Source organism: Flavobacterium sp. KS-LB2, assembly GCF_036895565.1.
Classification (GTDB): domain Bacteria; phylum Bacteroidota; class Bacteroidia; order Flavobacteriales; family Flavobacteriaceae; genus Flavobacterium.
In genome coordinates this window covers 3,014,881-3,034,275 of sequence record NZ_CP145904.1, presented here as the reverse complement: position 1 = coordinate 3,034,275, position 19,395 = coordinate 3,014,881, and the positions used below count along the sequence as shown (strand labels likewise).

Here is a 19,395-nt window from a genome sequence, read left to right as displayed (position 1 = left end):
ATTAAGTAGTTTGTTTATTCGTTTTAGTAGTGTCTGTTTTTGCTTTAACAGCTGGAACTGTTGTTTTCTTTTTTAGAAGAGAATCACTAATCCTCAATTGTAGTTTTACTGCATCAGAAAGCCCTCCTAATTTAGCATAACGACTTTGTAAACTAGTGGCTAGAATTCTCTTTTCAAGATCAATTCGGGTAATTTTTTGTCTAAGGTATTTTTCAATCATTAAGCTGGCAATAGGTCCTGCAATTGTTGCTCCGTATCCACCATTTTCAACCATAACTGCAATGGCAATTTTTGGATTGTCTTTTGGTGCAAAAGCTACAAATATAGAATGGTCTTCTAATTTTACTCTGACTCCTCCGATTTTTGCAAAATTTTCTGCAGTACCAGTTTTTCCACAAATGTCAATTCCTTCAACGCGTAATGATCTAGCTGTTCCTAAGTTATATACATCAAATAAGCCACTGATAATTGGTTCGAAATATTTTTTATCAATTGTGGTTACATGTTTAGTCGTAAATTTTTCGTCAATTTTATGCCCTTCAATTTTTTTGATGATATGAGGCGTGTAATAATGCCCTTTGTTAGCTACTGTAGCCATCATATTAGCCAGTTGAATTGGCGTCATAAGTACTTCGCCTTGTCCAATAGAATTTGAAACAATAGTAGTGCTTCTCCAACCTCCGTTAGGGTAAATACGTTTGTATGTTTTTGAATCAGGGACTTTCCCTCTTTTACCAGTTGGTAAATCATAACCCATGAATTGTCCTAAACCAAAACTTTTTACGTGATTACTCCAAATATCAACCGCTTGTGCAGGTTTTGCATACTTGTTTATCGTTTTCATGTAGGCTGTAGCAAAATAAGAATTGCAAGACTCAAAAATACCTCTATGCAATTGAAGTGCACCTCCATGGCAATGACATCCCATAAAACGGCCTCGAGCATAACTAAAACCTCTGTTGCAAAAAACAGTACTATTCTCATCAATAACACCTTCTTGCAGTGCTACAAGTCCAGTTAAAATTTTGAATGGAGATCCTGGAGGATACTCAGCTAGCAAACCTCTATCATAAAGTGGTTTCGCTATTGAATCGCGATACAGTTCGGTATAATTTTTAGAGCGTTGTCTTCCTACCAATATGCCCGGATCATAAGATGGAGCAGTTACAAGTGCCAATATTTCTCCACTACTTGGTTCGATTGCGACAATTCCACCTCGTTTGTTGATCATTAATTCTTCTCCGTATTTTTGAATTTCAGCATCAATAGTAAGGTTTATGTCTTCTCCTTGAACAGCAATAGTGTCATATTTTCCATCTTTGTAAGAACCAATTTCTCTATTGTATTTGTCTTTTTGAATATATTTTACGCCTTTTATTCCTCGTAAAAGGTCCTCATAGCTTTCTTCTACACCTTGTCGACCAATTAAATCTCCACTATTATAATATGGGTTTTTGGCAACTAATTTTTCATTTACCTGAGTAATGAAACCAAAAACATTGGCTCCAAAATTGACTTCATAGTCACGTAAGGAACGTTTTTGAAAATAAAAGCCTTCGTATTTTCTTATTTTTTCTTGAAAAGCAGCAAATTCACTTTTGTTTAATTGTGCCAAGAAAACGGATGGCAAGCGGGGACTGTATATGGTTGCCTTTTGAATTTTTTTAATGAAATCTTCTTTAGTAATATTCAATAATTGGCAAAACTCCAAAGTATCCGTATTTTTTACTTCTCTTGGAATAACCATGATGTCATAAGATGCTTGGTTGGCAACTAATAACTTTCCTTTTCTATCATAGATATATCCTCTTTCTGGATATTCGTACTTTTTCTTGATGGCATTGTTTTCCGACTTTAGTTTTAAAGTATCGTCAACAATTTGCAAATAAAAGATACGCATTACAAGCAAAGAAGTAGCTAGAATGATTAAAGAAGGCAACAAGACTTTTCTCATCTTTTGTTTGGCTTAATAAGATATATTATTATGATGCAAATAATAATTGTAAATACAGTACTTAATAAAATTCTGATTAGAATATCAAAAATAAAGCTAAACTGGAAAGCTTCTAATACAAATAATGTAAAATGATGAATAAAAACAGAAAGTAGTATAAATGAAAATCTTTCAGGCGTCAATACATCATTTAGTTTTATGGTTTGATATTCATAACTGAGACCAAAAGCAAATTTAAAAATAAAAGGTCTAAAATAGGCTAGCACTAAACAAGCGGTAGCGTGTATTCCACCAGAATTGCTAAACATGTCCATAATAAGTCCAAGTAAAAAACTCGCTAGTACTAGGCCAGACTTATTTCCATTTACTGGGTAAAGTATGATGAACAATAGGTACGGAAAAGGGCTTATGTAGCCTAAAAAATTCATATTATTGAATATGATAATTTGAACTGCCAATAACAGAATAAATCGAAAAATATTGACTAACAAGGTGCTATTCATCTTTTTCTCTTTTTTCTAAATTAGTAACTTCTTCGCGATCTTTATTTTTTATAATATATACATGACCTAAGTTCGTCATATCATTAAACAATCTCACGGTTATCGTATAATAGTTCGTTTGATTGTCTATTTCTATTTTGTCAATTGTTCCAATGTTAATGTTTTCTGGAAAAATTACTGATTGACCTCCAGTTACAATTGTATCTCCTTTACGGATTGCTGCTAATCTAGGGACATCAATCAACTGAACGAAACCCGTACTTTTTCCGTTCCAAATCAAAGAACCAAAGTGATTTGACTTTTTGATTTTAGCATTGATTTGTGACTTTTTATTCAGAATACTAATTACTGTCGAGTAATTTGGAGATGTATTTTCTATAATTCCTACTATTCCTAAACTATTAATCACGCCCATATCCGGTTTTACACCCTGTAATTCTCCAGAATTCAAGGTTAAGTAATTTTCATGAACATTATAGGAATTATGAATTACTTTAGAAACGACTATATCATCTGGTTTCACCCCTTTGATGCTGTCCAGTTTTTTTATTGCAGTAGTGTCTTTAAGATTAAATAAAAGACTTTTTAGCTTTGCATTTTCAAGAGCAAGAGCATCGTTTTGACTTTTTAAATTTAAATATTCGTTAAGATTATTCACCTTTTCATATACACCGCCACTTAAAAAGTTTGCAGAACTAATTATTTTGCTTCTATGGAAAGAATGTGATTGAATAGTGAGTGATAACGAGATACCCAAAAGCAGCAAAAACAGTAATCTATTACTGTTTTTAAAAATAAAATTAAATATTTGCTGCATTTCTTAACGGTATAATGTAAATAACTGTATGTCTTGTTTGGTAACCTAATTGTTATAAATTGACTTGAACTTGAAGCCAGAAAAGTAGAACAAAAATAAATTACTTAATCAAAATGCTTTTAAATTTTGTAATGTTTTTAAGTGCCATACCAGTTCCTCTAACAACTGCTCTTAATGGATCTTCTGCAATGTAAACAGGTAAATCTGTTTTTTGCGAAATCCTTTTATCAAGTCCTCTTAACATAGATCCTCCACCTGCAAGGTAGATTCCTGTGTTGTAAATATCAGCTGCTAATTCAGGAGGTGTTTGTGATAAAGTTTCCATTACAGCATCTTCAATTCGTTGGATTGATTTGTCTAGTGCTTTAGCGATTTCTCTATAAGAAACTTCTACTTGTTTTGGTTTACCAGTAAGTAAATCTCTACCTTGAACTGACATGTCTTCTGGAGGAGTTTCTAAATCTTCAATAGCTGCGCCAATTTGAATTTTGATTTTTTCAGCGGTACTTTCTCCAACAAAAAGATTGTGTTGCGTACGCATGTAATACACGATATCATTTGTAAATACATCACCAGCAATTTTTACTGATTTGTCACATACAATTCCACCTAATGCTATTACTGCAATTTCTGTTGTTCCTCCACCTATATCAACAATCATGTTTCCTTTTGGTTGCATGATATCGATTCCAATACCAATTGCTGCTGCCATAGGTTCATGTATTAAATAAACTTCTTTACCGTTTACTCTCTCGCACGATTCTTTTACGGCTCTCATCTCTACTTCAGTAATTCCTGAGGGAATACAGACAACCATTCTTAATGCTGGAGTGAACATTCTTTTTTTCAATGCTGGTATGCTTTTTATAAACATACTGATCATTTTTTCTGAAGCATCAAAATCAGCAATTACACCATCTTTCAAAGGTCTTATCGTTTTAATGTTTTCATGTGTTTTTCCCTGCATCATGTTGGCTTCTTTACCAACAGCGATGATTTTGCCTGAAACTCTATCACGAGCAACTATCGAAGGGCTGTCTATGACAACTTTATCATTATGTATGATTAAAGTGTTGGCGGTACCAAGGTCTATCGCGATATCCTCAGTCATGAAATCAAAAAATCCCATAAGTTTTTTAAGGGTTAAAAGTTATAAATTTGTGACGGGCAAAGTTAAACAAATTAATGTTTAAAATGACGAGTTCCTGTAAATACCATTGCAACTTTATTTTCATTACAGTAATTAATACTCAATTCGTCTTTTATGGAACCTCCTGGCTGAATTACAGCAGTTATTCCTGCTTCTTTAGCTATTTCTACACAATCTGGAAATGGGAAAAAAGCGTCGCTTGCCATAGATGCACCATGTAAATCAAATCCAAAAGTTTTTGCTTTTTCTATTGCTTGTTGCAAGGCATCTACTCTTGATGTTTGTCCAGTACCAGAAGCAATAAGTGTACCATTTTTTGCAAAAACAATCGTATTTGATTTCGTGTTTTTACAAATTTTAGAAGCAAAAATTAGATCCTGAATTTCTTGTTCAGTAGGTTCAGTTATAGTAACGGTTCTTAAGTCTTCTTTATTGTCGGTTATGTTGTTTCTTTCCTGAACTAAAATTCCGTTTAAGCAAGTACGAACTTGTTTTTGTGGTAATTCTACTTCGTTTTGGATTAATATAATTCGGTTTTTCTTTTCTTGTAAAATTGCAATGGCTTCAGTATCATATTCTGGGGCAATTACAACTTCGCAAAACAATTTATTTATTTCTGAAGCTGTAGCCACATCAATTTTTGTATTCGAAATTAAAACACCTCCAAAAGCTGAAGTAGGATCGCAGGCTAATGCTGCAAGATAGGCTTCGCTGATAGTAGTTCTTGACGCTAAACCACAGGCATTATTGTGTTTTAATATAGCAAATGTAGGACCGTCATTTTTGAATTCATTAATCAAATTTACTGCAGCATCTACATCTAATAAATTATTGTAAGACAATTCTTTTCCGTGAACTTTGTTGAACATTGCATCAAAATCACCGAAGAAAAATCCTTTTTGATGTGGGTTTTCACCATATCTCAAAACTTGTCCGTTAGCAATACTTTGTTTGTAAATGGTTTCGTCAGTGTTGAAATAATTGAATATCGCAGTGTCATAATGTGAGGAAACATGAAATGCCTTTGTAGCCAATAATTTTCTATCTTCTAGTGTTGTAGCACCATTTTGAGATGTAATCAAATCCAAAAGCAAGCCATATTGGTCTACCGATGCAACAATTACAGTATCCTTGAAGTTTTTTGCGGCAGCGCGTATCAAAGAAATACCACCAATATCTATTTTTTCAATAATATCTGATTCACTAGCTCCTGAAGCAACCGTTTTTTCAAATGGATACAAGTCTACAATTACTAAATCTATTTGTGGAATGTTGAACTCTATCATTTGTTGCACATCACTCTCATTATCTTGGCGGTTTAAAATTCCTCCAAAAACTTTAGGGTGTAATGTTTTTACTCTGCCACCTAAAATAGAAGGGTAGGAAGTAACATCTTCTACAGGAATTACAGGAATTCCAAGATTTTTTATAAAATCTTCAGTCCCTCCTGTAGAATAAAGTGTAACATTTTGACTGTTTAGTTGTCTTACTATAGGTTCTAATCCTTCTTTTGAGAAGACAGAGATTAATGCAGATTGAATTGTTTTTGTTGTGTTCATTATGTAGTTATAGTTATGAAGTGCAAAAATAGTTTTTTAATGTGAAAATTAAGCCATTTGAAAATGAGATAATATGTAATTTTTACTTCTATTTCATTGGCAAAGATAAAATAATTGATTCACGCAGCAACGAATACATTTTTCATTAGGTTTTTGAATAATATTTATGGAATTTTACTTTAATACAAAAAAGATTTTATGCTAGTTTACCTTCGGTTATTAAAAGAGAGTTTGGGCTTTGCTATGAATGCATTGCGCAACAACAAGTTAAGGACGCTGCTTTCTTTGTTAGGAGTTACTATTGGAATTTTTTCAATTATAGCGGTACTTGCTGCTGTGGATTCTTTGGACAGAAAGATCACAAAGGATTTGAGTAGTTTAGATAAAAATACAATCTATTTGATGAAGTTTTCTTTTGGACCTTCGGAGATTCCGCAATGGAAAAGAGAACAGTTTCCTAATGTGAAGTACGACGAGTATACATACATGAAAGGGGCTATGACTAATACGGATCAAATGGCATATCAAATATTTACTCGAAGAGAGTCTATTAAATATGATTCAAAAACCGTTAGTGATATCAATATTGTTCCAGTTTCACATGAATTCATAGATATTCAAGGGCTTGAATTTGAAAGAGGAAGGTTTTATAATGAATCTGAGGCTAACTCTGGTGTTACAGTTATCGTTCTTGGAAGCGAAATTGCAAAATCCTTGTTTGAAAATGCGGAACCAATTGGAAAAAATGTTCGTTTGTATGGCAAGCGTTTTACTGTTATTGGTGTTCTTAAAAAAGAAGGTTCAGGTTTGTTTGGCGATAGTAATGATACATCAGCATATATTCCAGTGAATTTTGTGCGCCAATTGTATGGGGATAATAATACTTCTTTGACAAACGTTATTATTTTTAAACCTGAAAAAGGGGCGGATATGGATGCCTATAAAGGTGAAATATCTCAAAAACTTAGAAGTTTTAGAGGTTTGAAAGCTGGTGAAATTGATAATTTTTTTATTAATGTATTTTCTGGTTTTACAGATCTTATTGATGGAATTTTAGGGCAAATGAATGTTGTAGGATGGATCATTAGTGGCTTTTCATTATTAGTAGGCGGTTTTGGGATTGCCAATATAATGTTCGTTTCCGTAAAAGAGCGAACTAATTTGATTGGTATTCAGAAATCATTAGGAGCCAAAAACAGATTTATATTATTCCAGTTTTTGTTTGAAGCGATAATACTTTCTGTTATCGGCGGAATGATTGGACTTTTTCTCGTTTGGATAATTTCTGTAATCTTAACAAAAGCACTGGATTTTGAGTTTGTTTTAAGTGCAGGGAATATTCTTTTGGGAACTGGATTAGCTGCTATAATTGGATTGATATCTGGAATACTTCCAGCGATTTCTGCTTCAAAACTAGATCCTGTGGAAGCGATTAGAACAGGAATGTAATTTATACGAACTCTATTAAAGAAATAAAAAAAACAGCTTTCAGATAATTTTGAAAGCTGTTTTTATTTGTAGTGAAATAGTTAAAAAATAAAAAATCCCGATTGCTCGGGATTTTCATTTATCTAATAGGATTGTTTTGAATCAAATCAATATACAAATTAATTTTGTCTTTCAATTCTTTTCGTGGTGTTATAAAGTCTAAGAAACCATGTTCAAGTAAGAACTCAGCAGTTTGGAAACCTTCTGGTAAATCTTTACCGGTTGTGTCTCTAACTACTCTAGGTCCTGCAAACCCAATTAATGCGCCTGGTTCAGAAATATTAATATCTCCAAGCATGGCGTAAGAAGCAGTTGTTCCTCCAGTCGTTGGATCCGTACATAACGAAATGTAAGGTAATTTTGCTTCGGCAAGTTGAGCGAGTTTTACGGATGTTTTAGCTAATTGCATTAATGAATAAGCAGCTTCCATCATTCTTGCTCCACCTGATTTTGAAATCATAACAAAAGGCAGTTTGTTTTTGATAGCGTGATCGATTCCTCTTGCGATTTTCTCTCCCACTACAGCTCCCATAGAACCACCGATAAAGGCAAAATCCATACAGCAGATGACAACATCTTTCCCTTTTGATTTTCCAACTCCGGTGCGCACTGCATCCTTAAGTTTGGTTTTTTCCATAACATCTTTCAAACGATCTGCATATTTTTTTGTATCAACAAAATGCAAAGGATCTTTAGAAGTCATGTTTTTATCTAATTCAACAAATTCATTGTTGTCAAATAAAATTTGAAAATATTCTGTACTTCCAATCCTAACGTGAAAACCATCTTCGGGACTTACAAATAAGTTACGAGCTAGTTCATCGGCATCAATAATTTTTCCAGTTGGAGATTTGTACCAAAGTCCTTTTGGAATGTCCATTTTGTCTTCGGTAGCAGTAGTAATCCCTTTTTCTTTTCTTTTAAACCAAGCCATATTTATTGTTTTTGTTGTTTCGGGTCTAAAGTTTAAAGTTTTGAAAACCTTGAACCTGAAACTTTAAACTTTTTATTATAATGTATTTACGTTGTTCAAGTCAGCAAATGCTTGCTCAAGTCTTGCGTTGAAAGTAACTTCGCTTTCACGCAACCATTTTCTTGGATCGTAATATTTTTTGTTTGGAGCATCAGCACCTTCTGGGTTTCCAATTTGAGTTTTCAAATAATCGATGTTTTTTACCATGTAATCACGGATACCTTCCGTAAAAGCAAATTGTAAATCAGTATCGATATTCATTTTTATTACTCCGTAGCTAATACCTTCTCTAATTTCTTCTAACGTAGAACCTGAACCACCGTGGAAAACGAAATCTACTGGGTTGTGTCCTGTGTTGAATTTATTTTGAACAAAATCTTGAGAATTTTTTAAGATTTTTGGAGTCAATTTCACATTTCCTGGTTTGTAAACTCCATGTACGTTTCCAAAAGCAGCTGCAATTGTAAATTTTGGACTTACTTTAGAAAGTTCCTCGTATGCGTAAGCAACTTCTTCTGGTTGTGTGTATAATTTAGAGCTATCAACATCAGAGTTGTCAACACCATCTTCTTCACCACCGGTAATACCAAGTTCGATTTCAAGTGTCATTCCCATTTTGCTCATTCTTTCTAAATATCCTTTGCAAATTTCGATGTTTTCTTCGATAGGCTCCTCAGATAAGTCAATCATGTGTGAAGAGAATAATGGTTTTCCAGTTTTGGCAAAATGTGCTTCTGAAGCATCTAATAAACCGTCAATCCAAGGTAATAATTTTTTTGCGCAGTGGTCAGTATGTAAAATTACAGTTGCTCCATAAGCTTCTGCCAATGTATGAATGTGTAATGCACCAGCAATTCCACCAGCGATTGCTGCTTTTTCACCTGCATTAGAAAGTCCTTTTCCAGCATTAAATTGTGCTCCTCCATTAGAAAATTGAATGATAACTGGAGCATTAAGTTTTGCTGCAGTTTCAAGTACTCCATTGATTGTATTTGATCCCGTAACATTTACTGCCGGAAGTGCAAATCCTTTTTCTTTGGCATAATTAAAAATTTCCTGAACCTGATCTCCTGTAGCTACGCCTGGTTTTATGTTGTGTGCCATTGTAATTTTTTTAGTTGTTTTATTTAGTTTTTAGTTTGCAAAAATAAGAATTAATTAGGATTAGAACGGATAATTTATTCCAAAATTTAAAACGGAGTTCGCAAAGTTGTATTCCCTAAACCATCTTTTGTTGGTTTCATTAGCTGGATTGTAGGTTTTAAATCCTAAATCAAAACGAATTACAAAGAAACTAAGGTCGTATCTAAGTCCAAATCCAGTACCTAACGCAATGTCTTTCAAGTCTTTAAGTTGGGTAAATGTAGATTTCTCATCTTCTACATTGTCTAATACGTTCCATATATTTCCAGCATCTGCAAAAAGAGCTCCTTTCAAACTGCCTAATATTTTAAAGCGAAATTCACCACTAATCGCAATTTTCATATTTGCTTCATTAAAATCGTCTAATGCGCCGCTGCTTCCCGGTCCTAAACCGTAGGGTTGCCATGCTCGATTGTCATTTGACCCACCTGAAAAGTAACTCCTTGAAAAAGGGATATAGTCTGAATTTCCAAATGGAATCGCGATTCCAAAAAACGATCTAAAGGCAACTATTTTTTCTTTCGATAAATCCCAATGTTTGATATAATCAAATTCTGTTTTTATGTATTCAGAATATTCTAAATTAAATATTTCATAATTGCCATTTGAATTTTTTTTCTGGTTGCTTGTTGCTGCAAAAGCGGATAAAAGAGTTCCTGCCGATTCTATCTTTGTTTTAAAAAGATAAAAAGTATTGTCCGTTAAATCCTTTTTTGTTGTTTTCGAAAAAGTAAAACTAGTAGCTAAAATAAAATCGTTCTCAGTAAGTCTCAGTCTTCTTTCTTCAATGCTTTTTACAGACTGAAAATCTGCAGGTTCTAATGGTTTTAAGAAATTAGCATTTCCAGTGAGAACGTCATTAGTAAAGCCTGCTGTTCCTTGTTCAATAAGCAAGTCCTTATCAATGTCATTGTTATAATAAGAAGGATTTGTATTGTATTCCTTGCTGATTTCATTCAAAGCGTTGTACGAAGAACCATAAACATTAAAGTAGTTCTGTGGGTTCAGATTTCGTACAAACTGAGTGTTGAACAAGTCAAATCTGGCGGTATTGTTTCTTTTTGGTGTCCAATTGTATGACAATGCTCCTGTAAAATTCTCTTTGTCTAGGCCAATATTTTGTTGTTTCGCAAAACCCACAGTAATTAGTGTTGATGGAATCATGCTTTTAGGAATGATCTTTTCTGTGCTGAATGGCATGAAAATCCGTGGAATGTTAAGCTTTAAATCTAAACCATATTCAGAAACATTGAAAAAATTGTTTTTTGGATTTGCTAAATCCTTTGAAGATCCAATATTTCCGCGCACAGCTAATTCGAGCGTTTCGGCTCCATTGAAAACGTTTCGTATCGTTTCAGAAACACTTAAACCCACACCAAAATCTTGTATGTTAGAATGGGTGACGTCTAGTGTCGTCCCAAAGCTGTATTTTTTTCTAGGAGTCAAGTATACTTTTGCAATCAATGACTGTGCGGTTGAATCTCTTGGATCAACTTCATATTGTATCGATGGGTAGTTAAAAATTTTAAGATTATTCAAATACCGTGTTGTTAAAACGGTTTTATAATCAGCAAATAATCCTCCTTTTGTAATAAAGATCGCATTAGTAATTGCTCGTGGTTTGTATTTTAATTTGTCTTGACTGTATAGATTAAAGTTGTTGTAGGTTGTACTGTCAGTAATTTTTATACTATTATTACTTGGAGAATAATCAGTGTAAATATTTACATCGCTTATTGTATAAATTTTGAAAGGTTCGGTTTTGCTTGAATCTTGTTCCTGATACGAATAATTACTAATCATCAAGTTGATGTTTGCTTGATTGACTTTCTTAATGGTATCTATGTCAAAAGTTACATAATTAGGCTGAAAATAGTATGCTCCATTATTTCTAAAATGGGTAGTGATTCTGTTTTTTTCATTCTCAAAATCTTCTGTTTTATATTGATTTCCTGATTTTATAAATGTATTGGATTTGTTAGTTTCATATAAAGAATCTAAAGCTGGCGTTAAAATAGTAGTTCTTAAGGAATCCAGAAAATAGGCACTTCCTGGGGTAATTTCGTATTTTATTTTACCCTTTTTGATGCTCAAAGTATCTATTTTGTAGGTAGCATTTACATTAAAAAAGCCGTTGTTGAAGTAATAATATTTCAGTCTCAACAATGATTTGGTTGCTCTGTCTGTATCAATAATTACGGGAGGCTCTCCAGTTTCTTTTAAAAAATCATGGATTCCACGGTACCAAAAAGATTTTCCAAGGCGATTCACTTGTTTTTCAGACAACCATTTGGATTTTCTTCTGAATTTTTCTGGATTATTAGTAAATTTAGCTTGGTAAGTTGAATCGGGATTCAGATTGGCAAGGTTATAAAGATTCAATCTTAAACGGTATCCAAGTAAAGTGCTATTAGGTTTTTGATACAGTTGATTGAAAACATTTTCATCCTTAATAGCTTTGTCATTTACCGTAATTTCGTTTTTTGTAAGCAGTAATTTACCGTCCGGAACTCTTTTTACAGCGTTACAAGCGCAAATTAATATTGCAATTAGAATAAATGCAGTTATTTTTGTGGAAGTTTTTTTCAAGTGTTCTAAAATATTTAATTCAAAAGTACATTATTTTATGGTTAGTAAAAACCAAATAAAGCTTATAACGAGTTTGCAACAAAAAAAATATAGAATTGCCAATAAATTATTTTTTGCCGAAGGTGTAAAAAGCATTCAAGAACTGCTGGAGTCTAATTTTGAATTGGAACATTTGTACACTACCCAAAATGATTTTGAAGAAGTTCCACTGGATAGAAAAACGATTGTTCACGAAAATGATTTAAAAAAAATCAGTGCACTAGCAACCCCAAATACTTGCTTGGGAGTTTTTAAAATGCCATTGGAAAAACCAATTGTTGAAACGGGTTTAATTGTAGCTCTGGATGCTATTCGTGATCCAGGAAATTTAGGCACTATATTGCGTTTGTGTGATTGGTTTGGAGTAAAGCAGTTGTTGTGTTCTAAGGAAACAGTTGATATTTACAATCCAAAAGTAGTTCAGGCAACCATGGGTTCTATCGCCAGAGTCAATGTGAATTATATTGACCTTAATCCTTTTATAACAGAAACTAAACTGCCTGTTTATGGCACTTTTATGGATGGATCAAATATCTACAAATCTATTTTACCTAACCAAGGCATTATTATTATGGGTAATGAGGCTAATGGTATTTCAGAAGAATTAGAAAAATTAATTCAAAACAGACTTACTATTCCTCGTTTTGGAGCTCTTCAAAAAACAGAAAGTCTTAATGTTGCCACTGCTACTGCAATAGTCTTAAGTGAGTTTTGTAGAGGGTGAAGTTTTAGTGGAAAGTAAAATTGATGAAAACTGCTCTAGTTTTCAAAGATTCTATGTTGCTTGTCCAAGGACTATTTGGGTCTTTGTCTCTGATTAATTCGTCATTCATACCAAAAACACCTCTTATGGAAGGAGAAAATATGAAATATTCTGAAAAAAGATCAATTCCAAAACCCAATTCATAATTAGTTGTCCATGCTTTTACTCTAAAACGTTGTTCTAAATTGTCATCAATTAATTTAGAATTACTAGATAAGTTCAATGTTGCGGATAATCCTCCTACTAAATAGGGGCGAATGTTTCCTGTTCTAAGTGAAGAGAATTTTACTAATAATGGAAAATGAATGTAAGTGCTATTTACTTCCCTCAGCGCATCAAAGCTGTTGGTGAAATTTGGATAATACAAGTCTCTTTTTGTATAGTAAAGTCCTGGTTCAAATCTCAAATCTATATATTCCTGAAGCTTCAAATCAGCAACAATACCGACATTAAATCCAGTGGTTCTTTTTATAAGAATATCGGGTCCTACCGTTTTATAGTCAATTTTGAAATCATATGAGTTAAATCCAAGATAAAACCCATAGTACATTCTCTTTTTTTGAAAATTTTCCAAATTAATAATAGGATCTCTACTAAATATATTTTTAGATTTTTGAGCGTATCCTTTTATGATAAAAGCAAAAAATAGTAAGACAATTATTTTTCTCATGTTTATGCTGAAATCTTCAGTTTATTTTTTAGAAGCAGAGTATATAGTAGCTACGCCAAAAGTTTGTGGTAAAGCTACAACATCTATAAACCCAATTTTTCTCAAAATATTGTTTAATGCTTCTCCATAAGGAAATGCAGCGGCAGATTCAGATAAATAACCATAAGCAACGTCATCTTTGGAGAAGACTTTACCTATTAATGGAAGAATGTTTTTAGTGTAAAAATTATACCCTTGTTTGTAAGGCGTTTTGTCTGGCACCGAAGTTTCTAAAATAACAAATACTCCGTTAGGTTTTAAAACTCTTAAAATTTCACTTAGGCCTTTTTCTAAATGTTCAAAATTACGGACTCCAAAAGCAACCGTTATGGCGTCAAAATAGTTGTCTTCAAAAGGCATGTTTTCTGAGTCGGCTAAAATCATTTCAATAGTGTTAGAAAGATTTTTCGAAGCAATTTTTTTTACACCTACTTCCAGCATTCCAGCAGAGATGTCTAGTCCAATAATTTTTTTAGCATTAGTTTGTGCCATCAAAATTGCTAAATCACCAGTTCCCGTTGCAATATCTAAAATTACTTGTGGGCTTGATTTTGAAACTATTTGTAGCACTTTTTTACGCCATTTTATATCAATACCAAAAGAAATGACACGATTCAAATTGTCATAATTTCCAGAAATGGTGTCAAACATTTTAGCAACTTGTTCTTTTTTACCTAGAGCTGAATCTTTATAGGGCGTTATTTTTTGTGACATTTTTTTGTTTTGTACAAATATAATACAAAGTTGATGAACTTAAAATGAGTTTTAAAATTAGAAACAAGTTTTATTTTCAGTTTAAAAAATAGGCTTAAGCAAGCTAAAAACTAGAATTCATTTTATTTGAAATATCACTAAAAGTGGGTATTGTAGCTAAGGATTTTTTTGCACAAATTTGTTATTCAGGAAAATAACCATATTAAATGATTAAAAGAGAATTGATCAATCAAATCAAGTGGATAATTTTAGCGTTTGTTATCTCATTTGCTCTTGTTAGCTGTTTTGAAAACATTGTTTTACATAACAGTGTTGTAGATAAAGCGCAAAATACGTTCTTAGGATTAAATTTGTTTTTGGAAATTTTAATTTTTTTCGTCTTTAGTACCTTCGTGGTATTTGGTATTAAAGGCTTTTTTGAGATGTATTCTCAGAAAACATCAAATGTTATAATCTTCATTTCTGGAGTTTTATTACTATTTGTAATTTTTATTTTATGTTATCAAATACTCTTTCAAGATTAGGTCATCTCTTTGATTAATGGTTAAAAAAAACATCCTGTAAAAAGGATGTTTTTTTGTTTTATTTTCTAATGAATGTCTGATACGAATAATCGTAGAGATGTTTTTCGTCCTTGGCATTAAATTCTGAGTCTATTATTTCCCATTCAGTCTCATTTATTTCCGGGAAATGCGCATCACCTTCAAAGTTGCGATGTACACGTGTAATTTCTATTTTGTCAGTAAAAGGAAGTGCTAAGTTGTAAATTTCACCACCTCCTATTATAAAGTTGTCTTCGTCCTTGGGACAAATTGCTAATGCTTTATCAATACTGTCTACTACTAGACATCCTTCAGCTTGATACCCTTTTTGTCTAGTGATTATTACGTGAGTTCTATTGGGTAATGGTTTTGGAAAACTTTCAAATGTCTTTCTACCCATTATAATATGATGTCCAGAGGTAAGAGATTTGAATCTTTTGAAATCATTTGGTAAATGCCAAACGAGTTCATTGTCTTTGCCTAGGGTATTATTTTCGGCAACGGCCGCAATCATTATTATCATAATTGATTTACTGTTATTTAAGGTCGTCGTTGTTGACCTGTGTTTGTAATTGATCCAGTTTTTTTTGTTGTAAAGCGACTAGTCGGTCTATTTGTTCTCTTTCCCAATTTTTATTCATAAAACGATCCGTGATGAAAATTTTTATAAAATGTAAAATAAAGAGAAACAACCATATAGTAATAACCCAAATTGACCAGTGAGAATCTGCGGCAATTTCGAAAAATTTATTTGCAATAAATAAAAGTAAACTCCCTAAAACGAAAAGGACAAAATGGAAATACAGTCTTTTTTTCTGTTTAATTCTTCTCCTTGCATATTCGTATTGTTCGTGTAATTCTTTTTCCATTGATCAAAATTTAGTTTATAAAGGTAAAATTTATTTTGCAAAGTCACTATTTTGCTTCTAGATTATTTAGAATGAAAACGTTTTCTGATTTTTGAATAGTAAATTTAACCTCCTTATAATTATTGAATTATTTATAAATTAACATAGTTTGGGCTATTCTATTAAATCTTTGGGTCTCTGTTGAAAGTTCAAATTCTTTTATTTCCTTTGTCTTATAAATCTATAAATGAAATAGTTATGGCAATTAAGAAACAGTTCGTTAAAACAAAACCAGTTTGCAAAGTTACTTTTTCGGTAGCTGCAAAAGAGGCAAGTCAAGCTTCCGTTGTTGGAGATTTCAATAATTGGAGTGTTACTGAAGGTGCTTTGATCAAATTAAAAAATGGTACTTTCAAGGGTGTATTCGATGTAAATAAAGATGCAGCCTATGAATTTAAATATGTTATTGATGGTACATTTGTAAACGAGCCAGAAGCGGATTCTTTCAAATGGAATGAGTTTGCAGGAAATGAAAACGGTGTTTTAGTAGTGTAACTAAAACACCGTTTTTTTATTACGTTATACCGCAACACTACCTTTTATCAAGGCATGCGGTTCATAGCCTTCGAGTGTGAAATCTTCAAAATCGAATGCGAAGATATCTTTTATATTGGGATTCAAAATCATTTTGGGTAATGGTTTTGGATCACGAGACAATTGCAGTTGAAGTTGTTCAAAATGATTGTTGTAAATGTGTGCGTCGCCAAAAGTGTGAATGAATTCCCCTGGCTCAAAATCGCAAACCTGTGCAATCATCATTGTGAGTAGCGCGTAAGAAGCAATATTAAAAGGAACGCCTAAGAAAATGTCAGCGCTTCGTTGGTACAATTGACACGATAACTTGCCATCAGAAACATAAAACTGAAAGAAAGCGTGACAAGGGGGCAAAGCCGCTTTATTGTTAGCTACATTTTCATCAAATGATTTTGTAGTGTCAGGAAGAACCGAAGGATTCCATGCCGAAACCAACATCCTGCGACTGTTAGGATTGGTTTTTAGTTCCTTGATAAGTTCTGATATTTGGTCAATTTCTTCACTATTCCAATTGCGCCATTGGTGGCCGTAAACCGGTCCTAAGTCGCCATTAGCATCTGCCCAAGCATCCCAAATCTTTACTCCGTTTTCTTGTAGGTACTTAATGTTTGTGTCACCTTTTAAGAACCAAAGTAATTCATAGATAATAGATTTTAGGTGAAGTTTTTTGGTAGTAACCATTGGGAAGCCTTCACTCAAGTCAAAACGCATTTGGTAACCAAATACACTTTTTGTTCCTGTTCCCGTACGATCTCCTTTTTGACAACCGTTTTCCATTACGTGTTGCACTAAGTCTAAATATTGCTTCATTGTATCTTTATTCTATTTTGCGGTGCAAGTTTAGTTTTTATATATTTTTCCATCTTTCATTACAAATACGACCTTTTCCAGTGTTTTGATAGTATTCAAAGGGTTTTCATCAACTGCAATAATGTCTGCCAAAAAATTTTCTTTGATTTGACCTACTTCATTTCCAATGCCTAATAACATAGCATTTGTTGTTGTCGCTGATTGTATCGCGGCTAACGCAGGCATTCCTGCTTCAACCATGTAGCCAAATTCTTTTGCGTTGATTCCATGAGCAAAAACTCCGGCGTCTGTTCCAAAAGCAATTTTCACTCCTTTTTTATATGCTTTTGCAAAAGTAGCTTTCAATTGTGGGCCAACTTCTCGTGCCTTTGGAACGACTATGTCAGGATAAAAGCCAGTGATTTCTGCGTTTTTTTCTACTTCCTTTCCAGCAGTCAAGGTGGGAACTAAATAAGCATCGTATTTTTTCATCAATTCCATTGTTTCCTCACTCATAAATGTCCCGTGTTCAATGGTTTTTATGCCGCCTAATATGGCTCGTTGCATCCCTTCATCTCCGTGAGCATGGGCGGCAGTAAGCATATTGTAATCTTTTGCGGTTGTGGTTATGGCTTTGATTTCGTCTAAAGTAAACTGAGGATTTTTACCACTTTTAGCAACGCTTAAAACTCCACCTGTAGCAGTAATTTTAATAACATCAGCTCCTTCTTTATAACGTTCTCTTACTGCTTTTACGGCTTCTTCTGGAGAATTGATTACCCCTTCATGCGGGCCTGGATCGCCTACGAGTTTTCGATTGCTTCCGTTGGTTGGGTCAGCATGTCCACCTGTTGTAGCAATAGATTTTCCTGCAGTATATATTCTGGGGCCTTTTACGATTCCTTTATTAATAGCATTTCTTATTGAAATATTAACACCTGTTCCGCCTAAATCACGTACGGTGGTGAATCCAGCCAGAAGTGTGATTTCTGCACAACGAACTGCTTGAAATGCAATGTCAGCCTCATTGTCTAAATATTTTGACATGTAACTTTTGGTGTCGTGCTCTCCTTCAATATGCACGTGTAAATCGATAAGACCTGGTAAAACATATTTGTTTTTGAGGTCTATTTCAATGTCTTCGGGTTTTGTTTTAGCTACAAACCCATCTTGTATTTTTGTAATTTTATTTTTAGAAACAACTATGGTTTGGTTGGATAATTCTTTGCCAGATTGAGTGTTTAGAATTTTCCCACAGTGTAAATAATAATCTTGCGAGAATACAACTGTTGAAATAAATAAGGCTACGAGGATAAGGACAAATTTTGTTTTCATAGAGTAGATTTGTAACAGTTGACAATATAAATATAGTAAAAAATGCAACATTTACTAATGTTGCATTTTTTATTTAGTCAATTGTTTGTATATCAAATAATGCAATTATAAAATCAATACTACTTTATCTTTTTGAGATTTCGTCTCTAATCTTAGCTGCTTTTTCATAATCCTCATGAGAAACAGCTTGTTCTAGTAGTTCATTTAATTCTTGTAAACTGTGTTTAGAATAGGTCTCTCCGGATTGATTACTTTCCTCTTCACGACCAAAAGTTTCTGGATTAGAAAGTACATCATCGATTTCTTGAGAGTCTTTATTGGCTTCCAATGGATTTGCTTTGAGGTATATTCCTGCTTTATCCAATATGTTTTTGTAAGTAAAAATAGGCGCATTAAAACGCAGTGCTAAAGCAATTGCATCAGATGTTCTGGCATCGATAATTTCTTCAATTTTATCCCTTTCGCAAATAATACTCGAATAAAAAACACCATCAACTAGCTTATGAATAATGACTTGTTTTACCACAATATCAAAACGCTCAGCAAAATTTTTAAAAAGATCATGAGTCAGAGGACGTGGTGGTTTTATTTCTTTTTCTAATGCAATAGCAATTGATTGGGCTTCAAAAGCACCAATGACGATAGGTAATTTTCTTTCGCCGTCAACTTCATTCAATATCAAAGCGTAGGCTCCGTTTTGAGTTTGACTGTATGAAATTCCTTTTATGGATAATTTAACTAAGCTCATAATTCTTAAAATGGGTAAGTACAGTGTACTTATTTTTGATGTAAATCAAGTTTCTTTTTTTGCTAAAAAAAATGCTACTTAAAAGCAAAGATACAAATATCTTGTTTTAAGCAGCATTTAAATCGATTTAATGATTTT

General features: G+C 33.1%; 18 protein-coding genes. 3 read left to right on the top strand and 15 right to left on the bottom strand.

All coding sequences use genetic code 11. The features are described from left to right. Nucleotide 1 precedes the first annotated feature (1 nt). The 5 genes from mrdA to purH all read right to left on the bottom strand — a co-directional run bounded on the left by mrdA (nt 2) and on the right by purH (nt 5,983). Nucleotides 2-1,954, bottom strand: coding sequence for a penicillin-binding protein 2 (mrdA, locus tag V5J73_RS13010; RefSeq protein WP_338646395.1), 1,953 nt, complete (start codon nt 1,952-1,954; stop codon nt 2-4). After that, entirely contained in the window at nt 1,951-2,457 is a 507-nt protein-coding gene (locus V5J73_RS13005) for a rod shape-determining protein MreD (RefSeq protein ID WP_338646394.1), read from the bottom strand. Before V5J73_RS13005 ends, mrdA begins: the two co-directional genes overlap by 4 nt. Next, nucleotides 2,450-3,274 (bottom strand): rod shape-determining protein MreC, encoded by an 825-nt coding sequence (mreC, locus tag V5J73_RS13000; protein ID WP_338646393.1) that lies wholly within the window; start codon nt 3,272-3,274, stop codon nt 2,450-2,452. Before mreC ends, V5J73_RS13005 begins: the two co-directional genes overlap by 8 nt. Before the next feature lie 100 nt (nt 3,275-3,374). Further along, entirely contained in the window at nt 3,375-4,403 is a 1,029-nt protein-coding gene (locus V5J73_RS12995; protein WP_035668436.1) for a rod shape-determining protein, read from the bottom strand. Between the two features lie 53 nt (nt 4,404-4,456). After that, a complete protein-coding gene (purH, locus tag V5J73_RS12990) occupies nt 4,457-5,983 on the bottom strand; it encodes a bifunctional phosphoribosylaminoimidazolecarboxamide formyltransferase/IMP cyclohydrolase (RefSeq protein WP_338646391.1) in 1,527 nt (508 codons plus the stop codon). A 198-nt stretch (nt 5,984-6,181) separates the two neighbouring features. Here purH and V5J73_RS12985 point away from each other — a divergent pair, with 198 nt between their 5' ends. Beyond that, nucleotides 6,182-7,432: an ABC transporter permease gene (locus tag V5J73_RS12985; protein ID WP_338646389.1), complete on the top strand. Its 1,251-nt coding sequence runs from the start codon at nt 6,182-6,184 to the stop codon at nt 7,430-7,432. Nucleotides 7,433-7,550: 118 nt separating this feature from the next. On the opposite strand, the gene accD is transcribed toward V5J73_RS12985, so the two are convergent. The 3 genes from accD to tamL all read right to left on the bottom strand — a co-directional run bounded on the left by accD (nt 7,551) and on the right by tamL (nt 12,176). Next, nucleotides 7,551-8,405 carry an acetyl-CoA carboxylase, carboxyltransferase subunit beta gene (gene accD, locus V5J73_RS12980; RefSeq protein ID WP_338646388.1) on the bottom strand — a complete coding sequence of 285 codons (855 nt, stop codon included), beginning with the start codon at nt 8,403-8,405 and terminating at the stop codon, nt 7,551-7,553. Between the two features lie 75 nt (nt 8,406-8,480). After that, on the bottom strand, nt 8,481-9,548 hold the full coding sequence (fbaA, locus tag V5J73_RS12975) for a class II fructose-bisphosphate aldolase (RefSeq protein ID WP_338646387.1): 1,068 nt from the start codon (nt 9,546-9,548) through the stop codon (nt 8,481-8,483). A 60-nt stretch (nt 9,549-9,608) separates the two neighbouring features. Next, a complete protein-coding gene (gene tamL, locus V5J73_RS12970) occupies nt 9,609-12,176 on the bottom strand; it encodes a translocation and assembly module lipoprotein TamL (RefSeq protein WP_338646386.1) in 2,568 nt (855 codons plus the stop codon). A gap of 37 nt (nt 12,177-12,213) precedes the next feature. Here tamL and V5J73_RS12965 point away from each other — a divergent pair, with 37 nt between their 5' ends. After that, nucleotides 12,214-12,939 carry a TrmH family RNA methyltransferase gene (locus V5J73_RS12965; protein WP_338646385.1) on the top strand — a complete coding sequence of 242 codons (726 nt, stop codon included), beginning with the start codon at nt 12,214-12,216 and terminating at the stop codon, nt 12,937-12,939. Nucleotides 12,940-12,943: 4 nt separating this feature from the next. On the opposite strand, the gene porT is transcribed toward V5J73_RS12965, so the two are convergent. The 4 genes from porT to V5J73_RS12945 form a co-directional block, all read right to left on the bottom strand. Beyond that, a complete protein-coding gene (gene porT / locus V5J73_RS12960) occupies nt 12,944-13,648 on the bottom strand; it encodes a type IX secretion/gliding motility protein PorT/SprT (RefSeq protein ID WP_338646384.1) in 705 nt (234 codons plus the stop codon). A 21-nt stretch (nt 13,649-13,669) separates the two neighbouring features. Then, nucleotides 13,670-14,401, bottom strand: coding sequence for a bifunctional demethylmenaquinone methyltransferase/2-methoxy-6-polyprenyl-1,4-benzoquinol methylase UbiE (ubiE, locus tag V5J73_RS12955; RefSeq protein ID WP_338646383.1), 732 nt, complete (start codon nt 14,399-14,401; stop codon nt 13,670-13,672). A 582-nt stretch (nt 14,402-14,983) separates the two neighbouring features. Further along, nucleotides 14,984-15,466, bottom strand: coding sequence for a dihydrofolate reductase (locus V5J73_RS12950; protein WP_338646382.1), 483 nt, complete (start codon nt 15,464-15,466; stop codon nt 14,984-14,986). Between the two features lie 13 nt (nt 15,467-15,479). Then, a complete protein-coding gene (locus tag V5J73_RS12945; protein WP_338646381.1) occupies nt 15,480-15,812 on the bottom strand; it encodes a 2TM domain-containing protein in 333 nt (110 codons plus the stop codon). Between the two features lie 237 nt (nt 15,813-16,049). Here V5J73_RS12945 and V5J73_RS12940 point away from each other — a divergent pair, with 237 nt between their 5' ends. Next, nucleotides 16,050-16,346 (top strand): isoamylase early set domain-containing protein, encoded by a 297-nt coding sequence (locus tag V5J73_RS12940; protein WP_338646380.1) that lies wholly within the window; start codon nt 16,050-16,052, stop codon nt 16,344-16,346. 24 nt (nt 16,347-16,370) lie between these two features. On the opposite strand, the gene V5J73_RS12935 is transcribed toward V5J73_RS12940, so the two are convergent. The 3 genes from V5J73_RS12935 to V5J73_RS12925 all read right to left on the bottom strand — a co-directional run bounded on the left by V5J73_RS12935 (nt 16,371) and on the right by V5J73_RS12925 (nt 19,257). Next, the gene (locus tag V5J73_RS12935) at nt 16,371-17,195 is read right to left on the bottom strand and encodes a thymidylate synthase (protein ID WP_338646379.1); all 825 of its coding nucleotides are present in this window, start codon (nt 17,193-17,195) and stop codon (nt 16,371-16,373) included. A 30-nt stretch (nt 17,196-17,225) separates the two neighbouring features. Continuing rightward, entirely contained in the window at nt 17,226-18,509 is a 1,284-nt protein-coding gene (locus tag V5J73_RS12930) for a metal-dependent hydrolase family protein (protein WP_338646378.1), read from the bottom strand. Nucleotides 18,510-18,633: 124 nt separating this feature from the next. Beyond that, nucleotides 18,634-19,257: a bifunctional nuclease family protein gene (locus tag V5J73_RS12925; protein ID WP_338646377.1), complete on the bottom strand. Its 624-nt coding sequence runs from the start codon at nt 19,255-19,257 to the stop codon at nt 18,634-18,636. Nucleotides 19,258-19,395 lie beyond the last annotated feature (138 nt).